Source organism: Parachlamydia acanthamoebae, assembly GCF_000875975.1.
GTDB classification, from domain to species: domain Bacteria; phylum Chlamydiota; class Chlamydiia; order Chlamydiales; family Parachlamydiaceae; genus Parachlamydia; species Parachlamydia acanthamoebae.
This window is the reverse complement of sequence record NZ_BAWW01000003.1, coordinates 119,691-137,310: the sequence shown is the minus strand read 5'-3', so window position 1 is coordinate 137,310 and position 17,620 is coordinate 119,691. Positions and strand designations below refer to the sequence as shown.

Here is a 17,620-nt window from a genome sequence, read left to right as displayed (position 1 = left end):
ATTTTGGGATTTAAGCCGATTGTATGCAAACAACCGTTTCGGGTCAAAAAAAATATGAGTTAATTTTTTTTTGAACTATATTCCTTAATAATCATATTTCCAGATGATATCAAAATGGCCATTTGCATCGTCACTGACACCTGCTTGCAGCTTGAAGTTTTTAATAATGCTTGTTTCAATATTTACTTCGTTGCTCTCGGATCCCATATTTTTACTCACAGAGACATACGTTCCACTTGTGATGTATTTACCCACTTCAAATGAAACATCCCCAGAATCTCCCTCACCACTTCTATTAATATCGATCCGATCGATCCCGGTTTGATTGCGAATGCGTGTGAGCAAATCAGGACCTTCTTGCTGCCGGCTCAGATCTGTTAAGGAAGCGGTTAGTTGGTCTCCCTGAAAAGGGGAAATTTCTGAAAGTCCTTTGCCAAAGAGGATCCAGGATAAAATTTCCTGTTGCGACATAGGGGGATTAGAATTGAGAGCAAGCGTAGGATTTTTAATGGGTCCCTTGACAATGACTTCTGCAACAATACGATGTAAATCCATTGAGCCAACTACATATAAAGTGGTATCGTTGCTTGGATCTCCTGCAAAGTTGACTGTTCCCTCTTTAATCAAGAACTGCTTCCCATTAAAGAGATAAGATCCTTTGACAATTTTAAGCTGCCCATCAAGGAGGGGATCATCTGCCGTCCCTTTTAAGATAAGATCGCCCTGCCACTCAGAGGTGAGGTTGGGAGCTCCAAAAGTCGCTTTTGCAGGCAGCTTAAGCTGAATATTTAACTTTAAAGGCCATTCAGATTTTTTGATTTGGGGAGAAGCAGGGAGAGCTTCTCCCGCAGGCACGTTAATGTAGGTGACTTCCACAGCATGTGCGACCTCAGAAATTTGATTGGGAAGCGTCATTTGCGTTTTATTGGAGGTCAAGGTTCCCGATAAAAGACCTTCTTCTTTATTGCCTTTAAGAGTGAGGGATCCACTAGCAATCGATTGAAAGAAATCCACATCCAGGAGCTGTAGCTTATTTAATTCAAATTGTGCATCGAAAGGAAAAAGAGGATCATTTAAAGACAGTCGACCAGTTCCTCTTATAGTTCCTTCATTCTCGTCCTTAGCAGAAAATTGCTCTAAAGTCATTTGTTGACCCGTGGCACTAATTTTGGCCGTAATTGAGCGAAGTATGGCTCCCGCATTAATACTTTCAAAAAAACCATTTTGTAAATCCACGTATCCACGCAGTTGAGGGAAGCTGAGCGTTCCCTCCATACCTAAATGAAGCTCCACGTCTCCATCAATTGAAATTTTATCTACAAATAACAGAGAGAGGATAGGAGAAAGGGGCCCTTTACCCCGTAAATTTGCCGAAAAAGGAAGATCCCGATCGATGTAGGCTTTGAATGGCGTAATGGAAAAAGTAAGCGGGATTTTAGCCTCTCCTTGGAGGGGATTTTTTTCTATTCCGATAATACGTCCCGTACACTCCAAAAGTTGATCGACGAGAGATGCCTGAAAAGAGATGTTAAAGGGAGGAAACTTGGTAAAGGCTTCTTCTTCAAGTTTTACATCTGTTAGCTCAAGGCTCAGCTGGCCTCTTGGTGATTCTGGGGATCCGAATAGGAAGATTTGTCCTGAGGCATTTCCTTTTAAGGGAAACTGGGGGGCAAATAAATGGACAGCCGCAAGTGGTAAATCATGAATGCGGAATGTACTTTGTAGAAAAGTTGGAGCATATTCTGTGGAGGCAAAAAAGTAGCCTGAGCCCATCGATAAGAAGAGAGGTGATATTTCGAATTTTTCGGCTGTCAACTTGATTTCAAAAGGATCGCGTAAAGAAATTGGTTGGTCTAAAGCTTCACCCGATAAAGAATCGAGTGTAATAATCAGCTCCTTTTGATAGCTCCATTTTCCATCAGACTTAATATGAAAGGGTTTTTGGTAATGGCCCTTTAGGTTAATTGAAAAAGGGGACACGGAGGTCTCTTGACTAAACGCACTTTTAAAAACCAACTCTTCTAGAGCAATATCTTCCCATGAGCCCTTTGATAATTCGACTTGAATGTCGCCACCAGGAGCCGTAAAAATATTCTTTGCTTCTAGCTGAAGATGTCCTTTTTGGGCCAATAGATGTTGGTAAGCCAGATTTTCTGCCCAAACATTCATGAAAAGATGGTCGCGATCGAGTGTGGCCTGAACTTCAGCTGTCCCTTCCCAATCAGGCAACCAGTCTGCAAGTGAAATTTTCGAGCTTTTTGCTTGTCCCTTAAAAGTCATCGTGCTAGGAAAAATAAGAAAGTCTCCCTCGATGTTCGACGAAGCATAATCGATGCTGGCATTAAAAAAATGAATAGAGTGATCAGGATTAAAATTGAGCAATGATTTTGCATGAAAAGGAATAAGTTCCTTTTTTCCTGTAATGGCAAGACGTCCAATGGAATCAGTAAAGGGAGAGACCGTCAATGAAATTTCGGGTTGATTAACGACCCATTCTTTTATTTCGAGGCTGTCTGAATAAAAGATGGCTTGTAAAGAGGGGGTTAGAAGAGGCCCTTTTATCGAAATATCCATTTCCGTTTCAGAGCTCAATTTAAGATCAGTCATTGAAAAAGGATTATCCGTAAATGCTGCATGGAAGGAGGTTTGACTCAATTCCAATTGAGAGTCCAGGCTAAGCGTTCCATAAAAATCAGCGAATTGTGTATTTCCTTCAATTGACTGAAAAGTGAGCATTTGATGTGGTAAATAAACAAAATTTCCTTTTGCGTATCCTTCCAAAAATAGTTGATCCGTGTTGGTTTGATTTGGTTCTGAAAGAACTTCTACGACGCCCTCCCATTGGTTGTCATTGCCGTTCGCGTCTAGTCTAAGGCTAAGGGTAGAGTTCTCAAGGAATGTAGGTTTTTGTAAAATTCCTTGGGAAGTTTCACTTAAAGTGATGAGAGCAAAATAATTGGAGTAATTTTTTTTCAAAGTAAAAGCGGCAGATGTCGTGGTCACAGAGGTATGAGAGGGCGTAATAAATAGTTCCCCTTTGGCTGAAGGGAATAAAGATTTTGAGGAAAATGCACCAACCAAAGCCACCCCTTTTTCAAACTCTTCGGCTTTCATATAGGTGTGAAGATTAAGTTTTTTAATCACAGATGGAGATAAATTAAATTGCTTGATTTCAAAGCGTCCCAATTTAATCGAGAAGGGAAGAGGCAATAAATCAGCCTCTGAAGAAGATGAAAAAGGAATTTCGGGCAGTGATTGAATAAATAGATGTTTGCAATAAACGTGTTGCAGATTGAGTTTTGAAGAAAGTAAACCAAAGGGATTAATGCAAGCTTCGATGTCTTCTGCGGATAGCCATGGGATGGAAGAGTTTTTGGAATAAATTCTTACTGTTTTAGCCTGGATGGTGCAAGGATATTCAAGTTGAGGTGACTCGATTTCCACACGGAAATCACTGGAAGCTTCAAGATGTTTTAAAGCCATTTGCAAGACAGCATTCTTGACAGTCCCTTCTGGTAAAAGAGTGATAATAATTCCGCACAGCAGTCCCAGGCATACAATAAAAAGAAGGAATTTTTTCATTAGAAAGCTTGCCCCACGCTTAAATAAATTTGATAGGCACTATCGACATGTTTGCGCCGGTTCAGAGGAAATGCAACATCCAGTCGCAAAGGTCCGACGGGGGTATAATAACGCAAACCCATGCCTACAGCATGCAAAAACTTGTGTTTTAATTCAGGTAGAGGAGATGCGTACACATTTCCGAAATCATAAAAACCGACCCAACCGAAGTCTTTTGTGGCATGAACTCGGGTTTCAAGAGAGTAGACCATCATGGAGCGTCCCCCGATAGGTTTATGTTTGTCGTTTAACGGGCTGACTGTTCGATAGGCATAACCTCTCAAAGTGGTTTCAGAACCGGCGTAAAAACGTTCCGAAGGAGGAATGGTGCGGCGTGGAGAACCTTGAATCGTTCCGAATGTTCCTTTCGCAGCCAAAACAATGCTTCCAGAGTGATTTAATGCGTGATAAATGGTCCCAGTTAGTGTGGTTGTGGCGTAGGCAAATTGCGGTTTCAAAACCTGTAATGTGGGAATTAAACGATAGTAAATAGAATGTCCTTTAGTAGGATCTAAGAGACTGTCGACAGTTGTCCAGCGTAATTGCAACGGAAATTTGATCAGATGATAGCTACCATTATGATCAGAACGCGTGTTGCTTAACTGTTTGAACATGGAGCCATATGAGAGCCACAGGCGATTATTGACTCTTCTTTCAATCGTTCCAGACACGCTAAAAGAAGATTCTGTATAGCCTTTCGTGGTTTCATACTGGTATTCTAAAAGTCCGTGAAATTCTTGTCCTCGACATCTAAAGTCTGGTTTAACAAATAGAAGTGAGACTTCTTGTGTTTCTTGCCAAAGGTTGGCATGAAAACTAAGCTTTTCTCCAACCCCTCTAAAATTGCGGTTTTCCCAATCGGCAGTTGCACCAGACCCCCGTTGTGTGGTGAAGCTGGCACCCAAACCGATGCTGTGATGTTTGCCTTCAGTGACTTCAATGACCATAGGTGCTAAATGGTCGTTTGGATTTTCTGGTTTTTCAGGGGTGATGACAACTGAGCTGAATAAACGTGATGCTTCGATAGCGTTTTGGGTTTCTTCTACCCTTTTTGTATCATATAATGCACCCTCTTCCCACCGAATTTTTTTGTTGAAAAAGCGGGTTTTGACCCGTCGATTTCCTGTCACTTTAATGGGGCCAAAGCAAACCTGTGGGCCACTATCTACCGTCAAAACAACGGAAATATCTTTGGCTGTTTGGTCAGCAAAAACCTCTGTTTTTGAAATGCAGGCGAAGGGGAATCCTCTGCGAGCCAAGAGACAGAGCAAGGTTTCTTTAGCCTCGATGATCGTTTTCGGGTAAGCTGTGCATCCAATTCCCACGCCTAAATCGGCCGCTTGAATGTGATCCAAGAGATCGGGTGTCATGCTTTCTTTTAAAATTTCGGGCTTAGCAAATTGAATTTTGAAGGCTTTGAAGGGGTAAATGAGACCAGGTGTAATAAGAAAGCGGACGACGATAGGTATAGATTTAAAATCAATTTTGACATCAATTTTTGCATTGTAATAAGCTAAGCTATGCATGACTTTGATGAGCTGAGGGATATCCGCCTCCGCTCTTCGATTAAGCATCGCCTGAGTCGTAGGGGGGCGATCTTGCAAGCGGACAAGATCAGAAGCTGATTGTAAAAGCTCTTTTGTTTTCGTGTCATCGACTCCGCAAAATTCCACTTCGTAAGAAAGAGTGCTAAACCCTTGGTTAGGAATAAAAAGAATCAATAGAGCAATGAAACAGTACAAATAAAGGTTATGTTTCATTTTTTTGCTATCATCCGTGAATAAAACTCTCGTCGTGCTAATAGTGAAATTATGATCTTTTAACCTGATTATTTTCAATAAGATCCGATTATTAACGCAGAGGAAGACATGATCGAATTACATGCTGTAATAAAAGGGTATGTGCAAGGCGTGGGATTTCGTTACACCATACAAGATTATGCAAATCAGATGGAAATTTCTGGGATGGCGCGCAACTTATCAGATGGATCTGTGGAATTAATTGCGCAAGGTTCACGAGAAAAACTTGAAGGGCTTCTAGAGAAAATACGTGAAAGGCCGGGACGAGGGCGTATTGACTCAATTCAAGTGGAATATGGAGAAATTAAAGCATTATATTCTACATTTAAAATTGCGCATTAAAGAGCTCGAAATTCCAGCAGGAGGTTGTGATGCCAGAAGAGTTGAAAATTATTTGGATTTTGGCGGTAGGCTTGAGTTTTGCCTGTGCAGCGGGATATATTGCCCAACGTTTAAAACTTTCTCCGATTTTGGGATATCTCATCGCAGGATTTTTTATTGGACCCAATTCTCCTGGATTTATTGCGGATCAAAGCATTTCGGATCAGCTTGCTAATATTGGCGTGACATTGCTCATGTTTGCAGTTGGTTTGAATTTTAATTGGAAAGATATTGATGCCGATAAAAAAATTGTGGTGCCAGGCGCTCTGATCCTTTCCTTTTTATCCATTTGCGCCGGAATTCTCCTGAATGTGAGTTTGGGGCAAACCGTAATCGAAGGTTTTGTGATTGGTGTTGCCATTTGTGTATCCAGTACCGTTGTCATTGTCAGGGTTTTGGCGGACCAAAATTTACTACACACCAAACAAGGACATATTGTCGTTGGTTGGACCATTGTGGAAGACTTAGTCTCTGTTTTAGGTTTAATTCTTTTACCCGCATTGATTTATTCTCCTTCTGAAAATACTTCAGGACCCTTCCTTTCTATTCTTTCCTCGGTAGGTATTGTCTTATTGAAAGTGGTGGTTTTGGGACTCATTGTACATTTCATCGGAGAAAATTTAATTGAACGCATTTTGAAATTGATTGCACGCACCCGATCGCATGAGCTTTTTACATTAGCCATTTTGGCTTCTGTCTTTCTAATTGCTGTGGGATGCTCGTACATTTTTGGGATTTCACTTGCATTGGGAGCCTTTATTGCCGGGACCGTTGTAGGGAAAACGGAGTTAAGTCATCAGGCTGCAGCCAATGCTTTGCCTATGCGGGATGCCTTTGCCGTGATTTTCTTTCTGTCCGTTGGAATGTTATTTAATCCCCTCGCAGTACAAAATAATCTACCTCTCTTTGCAGGAATCTTGGTTATCCTGTTGCTTTTACGTCCATTGGTTGCCTATCTGATTGTAAAAATTGCGAAATACCCGAGTTATATCGGATTTACTGTTGCTCTCGCAATCAGTCAAATTGGGGAATATTCGTTTATTTTGGCTGAAGAAGGAAGTCGTCTAAATATTTTGCCTGATAATGCCTATGATATTTTAGTAGCTTGCGCTTTTATCAGCATCGCGTTAAATCCCATTTTGTTTCAATTTTTTAAACCTTTGACAAAGGCGACCAGGCCTTATCTAGATGTTGATACCTCGAAAATACAACTGGATACACTTTCCGAAGCCACGGGCACATTTTTACCCATGGCTCTAGTGGTAGGTTTCGGACCTGTAGGAAGAGCCGTTGCGCGTCATTTGGCGACTCAATATCAAGTATTAGTTATTGATCAGAATATCGATACGGTTTCCTCGACAAAGGAAAAAAATATTGAGTTGCTTTTTGGGGATGCCACGCAATTACAGCTTTTAGAAAGGGCTAAAATTGAAAATGTACAGGTGATCGTGATTACGACACCCGATCTTCCCATAACGAATTCGATCATTGAAGCCGCTCAGCATATTAATCCGCATGCCGATATCATTGCACGTGTGCATTTTGAAAGAGATTACGACCACACAAAATTTGGTAGTATTCCGATCGTATGTGATGAAACGGCTTGTGCAGAAAAAATGGTGGAATTGGTGAGCCAACGAGATATGTAGGCTATTCAGTTTGACCATTTTAACAATTGAAATTAAGCAACTAGTCTTTTATGCTTTTAGTCTTACTAGATAGAGGAGATTAAATCATGAAACTATTGCTATCAAAGCCTCGCGGTTTTTGTGCTGGAGTCGAACGCGCCATTGAAACAGTGGAAAAAGCGCTAGAATATTGGGGTGCACCCATTTATGTGAAGCATGAAATTGTGCATAATCGCGCAGTCGTCGATGGCTTAAAAGCAAAAGGGGCCATTTTTATTGAAGAAATCGAAGAGGTCCCCATTGGAGCACGTTTGATTTATTCAGCGCACGGCGTTTCTCCTGCAGTGCGTGAGGCGGCTAGTCGTAGGCAATTAATCGAAATCGATGCCACGTGTGGGCTTGTGACGCGTGTCCATTCTGCTGTAAAACGATATGCAGCTCAAGGTTATCAGGTTGTTTTAATTGGACATCGCAATCACGTTGAAATTATTGGAACAGCAGGAGAAGCCCCTGACGTGACAACGATTGTGGAATCTCCTGCGGATGTGGAAAAGCTCTCCTATGAAAAAGATGAAAAGCTATTCTATATTACGCAAACGACTTTAAGCTTGGATGATGTAAAAGAAATTACGGAAGCTTTAATTCAAAAATATCCCCATATTGTGACATTGCCAAGTTCTTCTATTTGCTATGCAACGACCAATAGGCAGCTCGCATTACGTGAGATTACAGATCAAACAGATTTGGTTTTGGTTGTGGGAGATCCGACCAGTTCAAATTCAAATCGATTGCGTGAAGTCGCCTCGAAGCGAGGGCTTCCATCTTACCTTATCAATAATGAAAGTGAAATTCAATTAGAGTGGATGGCAGGAGTGAGCACAATTGGATTGACTGCTGGAGCTTCGACACCTGAAGGGATTGTTCAAAATTGTATTCAAAAACTCATTGAGTTAGGAGTAAAAGAGGTCGAAGACGTTGTTTTTATTAACGAAGACGTTGTTTTTCAACTTCCTAAGCCCATTGTGAATGCCAAATTTGGGTCAATCTAACTTTTTCATAAGCAAGGAGGATTATATCTTCCTTGCTTTCTTAGACATTTATTCTAAAAATCATTTCCATCTTTTTAAGAAAAGCACGATAGGCTTCAGGCGATCCACCTTGAATCCTCATTTCTGGAGGAGGGGTTGTGATCTCGTCTTGCAAAGGGATTGCGATCAGAGCCACATTTTCTAATGTCTCATTGGTTTCGACTAATCGTTTCAATACTGCATGGGTGGGATGTGCAAAAGCCATATAGATCCGACGCTTACCTCGCTTACCCTGAAAATGGCTTTGCGGACCATAATAATGGGTGTCGTAAAATGTTTTGATTAAAGGGATTTTATCTGTTGTCACCAAACCCTGGGCATCATGCCAATCATATGCGCAGTCATATCCAAAACGAACGGTTCTTTTCTTTTCAAAAACAATTTCAAACTCATCCACAATACGAGCAGCAGTATAATAGCGCACCTCGCCATTGTATGGATCGTAACCACAACGTGCTGCGTGAGGAGGGAAAAGCACGACATCGCAGGGATCTAGTTTTTGTCGCAAAAATTCGTATAATGCTTGTGAGCGGCAGGTTCCCCCTGAGCAAATCGGGTATAAGGCATCTTCTGATTGCAAGGTAAAGCAATTTTCAGGAGATCCTGAAAAGTCTTTAACCACATGCAAATAACCGCCCTTCCGTTTAAATTGTAGCTCCAGTTCAGTAAGTGCACAATCTTTATGCTCCTTTAAATTAGGATCAGTAAAAATCTTTGGGTCTAATTCGAAAGAAACAGAAAGATCGGTTTGGTGCATAAAATTAGCTCGAAGAAGGGTTTGCTGGTTTTCTTTTAGGATAAAAGCGTTTTTTTTCTCTGGTTTTATCTGTATTTTGAGAAGGGGGAGGTGGCGGAGGGCCAATCCAATTTGGTTCTTTTTTGAGTACTTTTAAAAGTCGATTGAGCGTGCGCAATTCTCTTTGGGTTACCAGGGTGATCACTGTTCCTGCTTTTTCGTAGCGCCCCGTTCGTCCTGAGCGATGGATATAGAGGTCTAGATCATCTGCCAGGTGATATATAAAAACGTGCGAAACCGACGAAAAATCGAGTCCGCGTGAAACCACATCGGTGGCGACAAGCAGTTGGATTTTATTTGTTCGAAATTTATTCGTTACAGCTGAGCGGATATCTTGACTTAATCCAGCATGAAGAAAATCAATGGTTTCATGCAGTTGCTTGCGGAGTACATAAGTCACTTTTTCACATTCTTGTCTGGAACTACAGAAAATAATCGCTTTGGTGGGGGTCTGTGTTTTAATGAGTTCAATGAGATTATGTTCTTTTTCATGATAGCGGCAATAAAGAAAATGATGCTCGATCATATCAGGTGTGGCATCTTCTCCGATCAAAGAAACTTCTAAAGGAGATTGCATATGTTTCTTGGCAATATCTCGAATTTGTTTTGGCATTGTGGCCGAAAACAGCAATGTTTGATGCTCGTGGACTAAGCATTGGATAATGAATTCTAAGTCATCGTAGAAACCCATGCTGAGCATTTCGTCGGCTTCATCGAGGATCAGCGTCTCCACGTGGCTAAGGTCGATTTGTCTGGAGTAAACAAAGTCGATTAAACGCCCAGGTGTGACAACTAAAACTTGCACACCATGTTTGAGTTTAGATTGTTGCATAGCTGCATCCTCGCCGCCAAACAGGGCGAAAGTTTTAACTCCTTTTTCGGCTCCAATTTTTTGCGTCTCAGTCGCGTATTGAAGAGCCAGCTCCCGCGTAGGGACCACAATCAGGGCTTGTACAGAATTGGAGTTTACATCCACGCGATCGCAGATGGGGATTGCGCAGGCTGCCGTCTTACCTGAACCGGTTTTAGCCAAGGCTATGAGGTCTTTTTTTTGAAGAATAAGTGGGATAGCGGCCTTTTGAATAGGTGAGGGCTCTGAAAATTTTAATTTTTCTAGAGCTTTTAAAATGGTTGGATCTAATCCAAAGTCAAGAAAACTAGTCATATTACTCATTTTGGTCTGTGATAGATATCATTATATCGTCTTAGACATTCCTAGTCATCCAATTAGTTTTTTTTATAGATTTTTTGTTTTAATTTTAACAATTCTCTTAAGAAACATGACTTTTCACGGTAATTGTTTTAGCTTTGCGCAATGAAGTTTCTTTCACTTCTAATTCGAAGGGTTCAATATAAATAGAATCGCCTACTTCGGGTGTGTAACCTAAAACTTTTGCGACCAATTGCGCTAAAGTCAAATCGTCTTCTTCGTCTAATTGGGCTTCAAACTGTTTGTTAAAGTCTGCCACGAGCATATCTCCCGGAAAAGTTCTCTCCATGACACGCGCAGGTTTTGTTTTTTGTTTCGAGGCAGTTTCTTCTCCTACCTTTCCAATGATTTCTTCCAATAGGTCATCTAGGTTCAGTAATCCGACTGCCGCTCCTTGATTGTTTAAAATAACCGCGACACTTTGATTATTGCGTCGAAATTGCTTTAAAATTTGCATCGCTTTTGTGTTTTCGGTCACAAACCAAGGGGGGCGAGCATGGTCGCGTACTCTTTTTGTACCGGGAAGTCTGACAAGGTCGCGTGGGAAAGCGATGCCTACAATATTGGACTGATCCGTGTGAAAGACTGGTAAGTAATCAACACCCGTTTTTTTCAAAAGGGCTCGCATTTGGGCGATTGTTCCATTCGACGGAATCATCGGAATTGATTCAATTCGCGTCATAATCTGTGTCGCATTTTTGATACGCAAGTGAAAGATGTTAGCCGCGATATCATTAAAATCATCTGAAGAAGAACCAGGACCTCGATCCTCTCCATGTTCCTCCAAAATTTTTTGGAGTTCATCTTGGCTAAGAAAAAGATCGGGTTCGGAGCTCGGTTGATTTAAAAGTTTGCTTCCAATTTTAGAAACCATGTTAATCGCCCACAAAATAGGCGACATCAACCTAGCCGAGGCATACAGAAGAGGGGCGCCCAGCATGGCGACATTTTCCGAATAGTGTCTAGCGGCAAACATGGGCGAGAGTTCTCCAAAAATTACAACCAAGAGAATTTGGGGGATGGGTGCCCAATCTGGACTCAAGCCTAAGGAACTGAAAAATTCGCGGGCACATTCGGAGCCGATTACCATGGCCACATTGACACCAATTAAAGTTGTGCCAAATAAGCGTGCAGGATTTTGAAGGAGATAATTTAAATAAATGGCACGTGTATTCCCTTGACTCACGTAGTAATGCAAGCGTACTTTGTTAAGAGAAACACAAGCCATCTCGATCATTGAGTAAAATGCGAGAATAATAATGGAAAGAAAATTAAAAAATAACCACCACCAAGCCGAAAGATTCATTTGCCTATTCCTACAATCCAAGCCATATTATGCCGCTTTAGTCTTTCCTTTTAATTTGCGAATATAAAGTCGTCTCACCCGATTTGGGTAAGCGGAGAGGACATGAAATAAGAAGTCGTGAGTTTCGTATTTTGTTCCTGCCTTGGGAATGTCGCCCAGTTGCTCTGTTAACCATCCTCCCAAGGTGACCATGTTATTTTCACTTACTAAATTTACATCGAACATGTCGTTAAAGTCGGCTAATTCAAGTCGTCCACTTGCAATAATTTCATTGGCTCCCGCACGTGTATATAAACTTTTTTTATCGCGTAAATCTGCGATTTGGCCAATCACCGTTTCTGCCAAATCTTCACTCGAGATAAGCCCGGAAATCGATCCATATTCATCTACAACCAATGCGAGGACTTGGTTCATTTCACTTAGTTGTCGAATCAGTCGGCGAGCCAGTGTTGTCTCTGGGACATAAAATGGTTTGTCTAAAATGGGGATTAACTCTCGGCCTGAAACCATGTGTTGATTATGAAGAAAATAGGCTTTTGCGCTTAAGATTCCTAAAATGTTGTCAATATTTTTATCGCAAACCGGTACGCGTGAGACTTCTTGCTCAACAAATAAATAGGTGAGTTTGGATAGCGGTTCGTTTACGTCGTAAAATAAAATATCTTCTCTTGGGCGTGCAAGCTCTTTAACGACGGCATCCTGCAAATTTAAATAACCAGATACGAGTTCGGCTTCATCTTTATGCAGAACTCCATATTCCTCGGAAGTTCGCAAAACATGCATCAGTTCTTTTTTTGAAATTTCCTGATTGCGTTTTAGGTAGAAAAATAAAAGGCGAGAAATGGGCGCAGTAATCGCGATGATAGCCTGCCGCACAGGTTTCAATAGTTTCTGCAACACATCAATAACAGGGCTGACCCAATAGGAAATTGTAACGTTGTTTTGAAAGCCGAGATTTTTAGGGATAATTTCTCCGAAGAGAAGCGTCATGACTAAAGGGAATCCAACCTTCCATTCCCAACCACCATCTGTCCCACTCATGCTAGAGGAAACGTTTTGCAAAAGAATATTGACGATTGTATTTAAGATAAAAATGGTAACGAGCAGGTCTTTTGGATGTGCTAAAAGGCTCGCGATTAATTGCTTTCTGGGATCTGGGTCTTTTGCATACGCCTTAATTTTCATGGAAGAAAGAGAAAACAAAGCCGTTTCGGAACTAGAAAAATATCCAGAAAGAAATGTCAAAACTAGAATAAAAAAAACAAATATAAAAAGACTTAACATGGGGAATTTCTTAGAGAATGTTTTAACATGTGCATTATCTATCTACGATGTTATTGATCTCTGTTTTACCTATTCTTATTATTCTCGTCTATTTGCTTTTTGTATTCAGACTCTGAAGAAACAAAAAGAACTTTTGTGCTGCCTTTTGGACTAAGCCCTAGCTCGCGCATGAGCGTTAGTTCAATCCAAGCAGGGTCACTTTCGCTATTGATTTGGTCAAGCAGCTTTTGTTTGAGTGCAAGCGCTTCTTTTTTTTGATGTTGAAGTGTCAGCAATTGTTCCGTTAACTTGAGAAAATCTGTTTCTCGCTGTTTAATGCCCTGTTCATAGCACATGAGGCAAAAGAGGACAAAAAGAATGACCCACCAGGAGCGGATCATTCCAATATGAATGAAAGAACGCATATTTCTTTTAAGCAGACTCAAGACGTTCTTATGCATATAAATTACATACGTGGGGTTACAATGCCAACCTGATTCATGTACTTTCCATTGCGGTCCGCATAGGAAACTTCACATGGATGCTCAGATTCAAAGAATAGCACTTGGGCCAAGCCTTGATTAGCATAAATTTTAGCTGGTAGTGGCGTTGTATTTGAAATTTCTAATGTGACATATCCTTCCCAGCCCGGCTCGAATGGGGTGACGTTTACAATAATTCCGCAGCGTGCATAAGTGGATTTGCCGATGCAAATTGTGAGAACATTGCGAGGAATACGGAAATATTCGACACTGCGTGCCAAAGCAAAAGAATTTGGCGGGATAATGCATTCGGGTGTTTGTAAAGAAACGAATGCATTATCTTCAAAATTTTTAGGATCAACGATCGTGTTATGAATGTTTGTAAAGACTTTAAATTCATCCGATACACGTAAATCATACCCATAGCTAGACAAACCAAAACTAACAACTTTAGTACCATTATCTGTGTTACGGACTTGTTGATCGGTGAATGGCTCAATCATTCCATGTTCTTTTGCCATTTTTCTGATCCAATGATCGGGCTTAATACTCATACTCTTACCTTCGTGAAACTTGATTTAAGTAGAACAATCCTATCATGCTTTCTATAAAAAGGCTAGTGGTTGTGTGAATCTTCTTTTTTTTGAAAGGAAGAGGGAATCTATTGAGTAATTTTTAACATTCAGGTAAAAAGCTCATTTGATATTCGATATGACTCTTTTGAAATTAAAGACAGGAAACGCACAATGATAAAAAAACATCTATTAGCTTCAGGAATCTTTGCTTTGCTCGCTTGGGGATCACCCCTTTATTCCCATTGCCAAATGCCATGTGGAATCTACCACGATAACATGATTTACGATCAGATCGATCAGTATGTGGAAACGATGGTCAAAGGGATCACGGTCCTGACAGATAACAAATTTACGACACTACACGATAAGAATGAATTTGTTCGCTGGATTATGACAAAAGAGACAGAATCGAATAAAGTCTCAGAATTGATTACCACTTATTTCCTACAGCAAAAAATTAAACCAGATGAAGAAGATTCAACCAAGAAAGTGGTGATGGCTCACCGTTTACTCTTTTTGATTGTGGGAATTAAGCAAAATATCGATATCAAAATGGTTAAGAATTTCCAAGATCAGTGGGAAAAATTTAAGTTGTTATTCCACGTTGAAGGATATGAGTGCAAAATGGAACAGCTGAAATTAAAAGAATGGGAAGAAGCGAGAGAACGTGCGAAGAAGCAAGATGCGACGGATCACGACCATGCACACGATCACGACCATGATCATGCACATGCCCACCACCATCACCATTAAGAATTAATGGGGAAACCGATTCTTGCAAACAGAGCACGCAGAACAATGAGAGGGTGGAGAAAGAAAAACTTCACCACTCTCCAATAAGTGACGGATGCAATTGGCTTTTCAATCACGTGAGAACGATTTAAGAGAGCATCCGCGATCCACTCAAGATGCAGCTCTAAAAAAGGTTTTGGCAGTTCATCTAAAGCAAAAAAAGCGGTTTCCAGAGATTCATCTCCACTTTGTGGAGTTCCACCGATTGGATAACATTCATAGACATGCGTGCGCGCAGTTAAAAGATTAACGGGAGCATATTCTCCCGTTTTTCGTATAAGTTTAACCCGCAAGCCGCTTTCTTCAAAGACTTCACGTACAGCCGCATCGGCTGGAGTCTCGTGATCATCAATTCCCCCTCCTGGTAAAACCCAGATGGGGATATCACGTCTTTTGATTAAAAGTACTTTAGATCGATCTTTAGAAAAGACAATACCTAGGGCACATTCTCTCACAGGTGAGAACCCTCAGGTAAAGGAGCGTGTAATTTCAAAACAAAATCCGCGAGGTTCTTTCCCTCTTGAATTGCTTTTTGTTGCTCTTTTACATCTTTTAATTGTCCATCCGCATTGAAAGCTTCATCTGCATGTGCAATCCAAACCTGCTCAGGTAACACATAAATGAAAATATTTTCCAGCATGGCTCTAAGATGGACCAATCCGCGAAGCCCTCCCAAGTGACTCGGTGAAGCGCTCATAATGGCAGCCGCCTTCCCTTTATAGGGAGCTAAATATTCAGGCTCGTCGGGCGAAGGTCTAGACACCCAGTCGATCATATTTTTAAATGTTCCTGGAAGCGAGCTATTGTACTCGGGAGAAGAAATTAAAAAACCTTGGTGTGCAAGAAAGATTTTTTTGAGGGCTTTAGCATTGTCTGGAAGGCCTTGTCTTTGTTCTAAATCGCCATCATATAAGGGGAGTGGGTAGTCTGCTAAGTCTAGATAAGTGACTTCTACACCCGAGTGTTTGGCTCCTTCTATCGCAATTTTGACCAATTTTTTATTGAAAGAATCTTTTCTTAGGCTTCCAGCAAAAGCTAAAATTTTTGGTTTATTTCCCATTGCAACCTCTTAGATTAAAATTTTGGAAAACAGCATTAGTTTAAGAAAATCTCCCCCAGTAAGCATTCTGCGGGAATTTTGGCGAGCAGACTCAGTTAAATCATTCAAAAAGAACTGACAATAGCTTAAATAAAGCGGAGCAGGATGGCTAGGATCTTTTTGTGCATATCCTTGAAAAAGTTTGTCCTTACATTTTGTGTTAATGATGACTTTGTGGTATTGAAAAAACTCAGATGCAACATGTTCTCGATAGTCTCGCACCTTATAATAGCCCATGGACTGTTTTTTTTGCTGGTAATAGTGATGCGCAATTAAAAGGTACAGTGCGGAAACCTTTTCATAATAGCGATAGCTTAAAATGAGGTTTGCTAAAGCGACGTTTGAATTTTCGGGCAACCGCTTGAAGTTTTTGAGGTGCTTGGGCTTTATTTTGACTAAGTCGTCGATCTGTTTTTGCAGAATACTTGGATCTTGTCTACCGAGAAAAAGCATGGTAGGGGAGAGGGTAAAATCTTTAATAAAGGTTTCATGAAAGCGAATAAGCTCTACAATTTCATCCAACTGCTTGCGGAGTTTCAAATCAAGTGCAGAATGCGTTGTCTTGTAAGTATCAATTGCTTCGATCAAATCCCGATATTTATCTTGGACTTTCTGAGTGCCTATTTGGGGAATTTCACTCAATACACAAATTTCAAAAAGCGTTTTCCCTGCGTGTTTAACAAAATCTTCTTCCGAAAGGCCTTGGGTGGGCATGACGATGTCTGGAGGATTGTCCAGGGAAGTTGTAGTGGTGGAATGATCAGTAGAATGTAAAGGTTCCTTAGATGTAAATGATGTCCGAGAGCGCGGGTTAGCTTTTAATTTGTCCCGCGCATTAGTGATCATCTTGTATTTTTCTTCGGCATCAGGATTACCAGGATTTTTATCTGGGTGATACAGGAGGGAAAGCTTTTTAAAACGCCTGGTGATATTGCTTTCAGGTTTACAGTTATCTGGGTGAATTCCCAAAATGCGGTGGAAATCCTCTGCATGAGAAAAGTCTGGTTCGTAGAATATTCCCTCTTTTTCTTTCTCTGGTTTTTCGGGGATTCCTGCCTTTTGTGTGAAAGTTCCCCCGGGGAAATAGGAACCAAAAAAGTGATGGCAGTAACTGGGATTCCCATGTTGCTTGCTAAAAAAGCGTTTGAGGTCTTTAGAAAAAGAATGAAATTTCAAAACATTTAGCCGATCCACATGTTTTTCAACCCATCGTCCAATGCATGGATGAATAAGCAAGCCGGCTGAATATCCAAAAACATAGCCTACAGTTTGCACAATGCGGACAGCGAGGCGAATGGCACTTTTGCTAAAATCGACTAAAGTCTTCCAGTAGAGATTTGTAAGAGATTGTGAGTAGTCACCACTTAGAATGAGTGTAAGTCCAGCTAATTTAATGGCTTGAACGGCAAAATTAAAAGTTGCTTGTCCGAGTTGAAAAGGAAGTAAGGTTAATTTAATCAAGCATGCTTTGCGGCCATGTAAATCGGCAGCAGATTCAATAGTTTTAAAAAAGCTATTTTTTTCTGGGGATGCTGCAAAATGGATGGAAAAACTAGGGCTTGCGGCGTATGTCATCTAAA

The 17,620-nt window shown here is 40.8% G+C and carries 15 protein-coding genes; 4 read left to right on the top strand and 11 right to left on the bottom strand.

The window, feature by feature from the left end:
- Positions 1–84: 84 nt before the first annotated feature.
- Both AOM43_RS01795 and AOM43_RS01790 read right to left on the bottom strand, forming a co-directional pair.
- On the bottom strand, positions 85–3,582 hold the full coding sequence (locus AOM43_RS01795) for a translocation/assembly module TamB domain-containing protein (RefSeq protein WP_059358789.1): 3,498 nt from the start codon (positions 3,580–3,582) through the stop codon (positions 85–87).
- Complete coding sequence (locus AOM43_RS01790; protein WP_059358787.1) at positions 3,582–5,381, bottom strand: autotransporter assembly complex protein TamA; 1,800 nt, start codon at positions 5,379–5,381, stop codon at positions 3,582–3,584. Before AOM43_RS01790 ends, AOM43_RS01795 begins: the two co-directional genes overlap by 1 nt.
- A 108-nt stretch (positions 5,382–5,489) precedes the next feature.
- Between AOM43_RS01790 and AOM43_RS01785 the strand changes: the two genes are divergently transcribed.
- From AOM43_RS01785 to ispH, 3 genes are all read left to right on the top strand, one after another.
- Complete coding sequence (locus AOM43_RS01785; protein ID WP_006341888.1) at positions 5,490–5,762, top strand: acylphosphatase; 273 nt, start codon at positions 5,490–5,492, stop codon at positions 5,760–5,762.
- 29 nt (positions 5,763–5,791) lie between these two features.
- On the top strand, positions 5,792–7,450 hold the full coding sequence (locus AOM43_RS01780; protein WP_006341887.1) for a cation:proton antiporter: 1,659 nt from the start codon (positions 5,792–5,794) through the stop codon (positions 7,448–7,450).
- Positions 7,451–7,533: 83 nt separating this feature from the next.
- Positions 7,534–8,478, top strand: coding sequence for a 4-hydroxy-3-methylbut-2-enyl diphosphate reductase (gene ispH / locus AOM43_RS01775; protein WP_036746390.1), 945 nt, complete (start codon positions 7,534–7,536; stop codon positions 8,476–8,478).
- A gap of 40 nt (positions 8,479–8,518) precedes the next feature.
- Here the strand turns inward: ispH and AOM43_RS01770 are convergent, their stop codons facing one another.
- The 6 genes from AOM43_RS01770 to dcd all read right to left on the bottom strand — a co-directional run bounded on the left by AOM43_RS01770 (position 8,519) and on the right by dcd (position 14,128).
- A complete protein-coding gene (locus tag AOM43_RS01770; RefSeq protein WP_006341885.1) occupies positions 8,519–9,274 on the bottom strand; it encodes a hypothetical protein in 756 nt (251 codons plus the stop codon).
- Between the two features lie 4 nt (positions 9,275–9,278).
- The gene (locus AOM43_RS01765; protein ID WP_006341884.1) at positions 9,279–10,478 is read right to left on the bottom strand and encodes a DEAD/DEAH box helicase; all 1,200 of its coding nucleotides are present in this window, start codon (positions 10,476–10,478) and stop codon (positions 9,279–9,281) included.
- Between the two features lie 106 nt (positions 10,479–10,584).
- Positions 10,585–11,829, bottom strand: a complete 1,245-nt coding sequence (locus tag AOM43_RS01760) for a hemolysin family protein (protein WP_059358785.1) — start codon at positions 11,827–11,829, stop codon at positions 10,585–10,587.
- 27 nt (positions 11,830–11,856) lie between these two features.
- A complete protein-coding gene (locus AOM43_RS01755; protein ID WP_059358783.1) occupies positions 11,857–13,113 on the bottom strand; it encodes a hemolysin family protein in 1,257 nt (418 codons plus the stop codon).
- 65 nt (positions 13,114–13,178) lie between these two features.
- Positions 13,179–13,517 carry a hypothetical protein gene (locus tag AOM43_RS01750; protein ID WP_006341881.1) on the bottom strand — a complete coding sequence of 113 codons (339 nt, stop codon included), beginning with the start codon at positions 13,515–13,517 and terminating at the stop codon, positions 13,179–13,181.
- Between the two features lie 41 nt (positions 13,518–13,558).
- Positions 13,559–14,128, bottom strand: coding sequence for a dCTP deaminase (dcd, locus tag AOM43_RS01745; protein ID WP_006341880.1), 570 nt, complete (start codon positions 14,126–14,128; stop codon positions 13,559–13,561).
- Positions 14,129–14,320: 192 nt separating this feature from the next.
- On the opposite strand from dcd, the gene AOM43_RS01740 reads away from it, so the two are divergent.
- Positions 14,321–14,902, top strand: a complete 582-nt coding sequence (locus tag AOM43_RS01740) for a superoxide dismutase [Ni] (RefSeq protein ID WP_006341879.1) — start codon at positions 14,321–14,323, stop codon at positions 14,900–14,902.
- Here the strand turns inward: AOM43_RS01740 and AOM43_RS01735 are convergent.
- From AOM43_RS01735 to AOM43_RS01725, 3 genes are read right to left on the bottom strand one after another with little or no spacing between them, the layout of a single operon-like run.
- Positions 14,899–15,396: an NUDIX hydrolase gene (locus AOM43_RS01735; protein WP_013924595.1), complete on the bottom strand. Its 498-nt coding sequence runs from the start codon at positions 15,394–15,396 to the stop codon at positions 14,899–14,901. The genes AOM43_RS01740 and AOM43_RS01735 overlap by 4 nt on opposite strands.
- Complete coding sequence (locus AOM43_RS01730) at positions 15,393–16,001, bottom strand: NADPH-dependent FMN reductase (RefSeq protein ID WP_006341877.1); 609 nt, start codon at positions 15,999–16,001, stop codon at positions 15,393–15,395. Before AOM43_RS01730 ends, AOM43_RS01735 begins: the two co-directional genes overlap by 4 nt.
- 9 nt (positions 16,002–16,010) lie before the next feature.
- Entirely contained in the window at positions 16,011–17,615 is a 1,605-nt protein-coding gene (locus AOM43_RS01725) for a J domain-containing protein (RefSeq protein ID WP_013924596.1), read from the bottom strand.
- Positions 17,616–17,620: the final 5 nt, after the last annotated feature.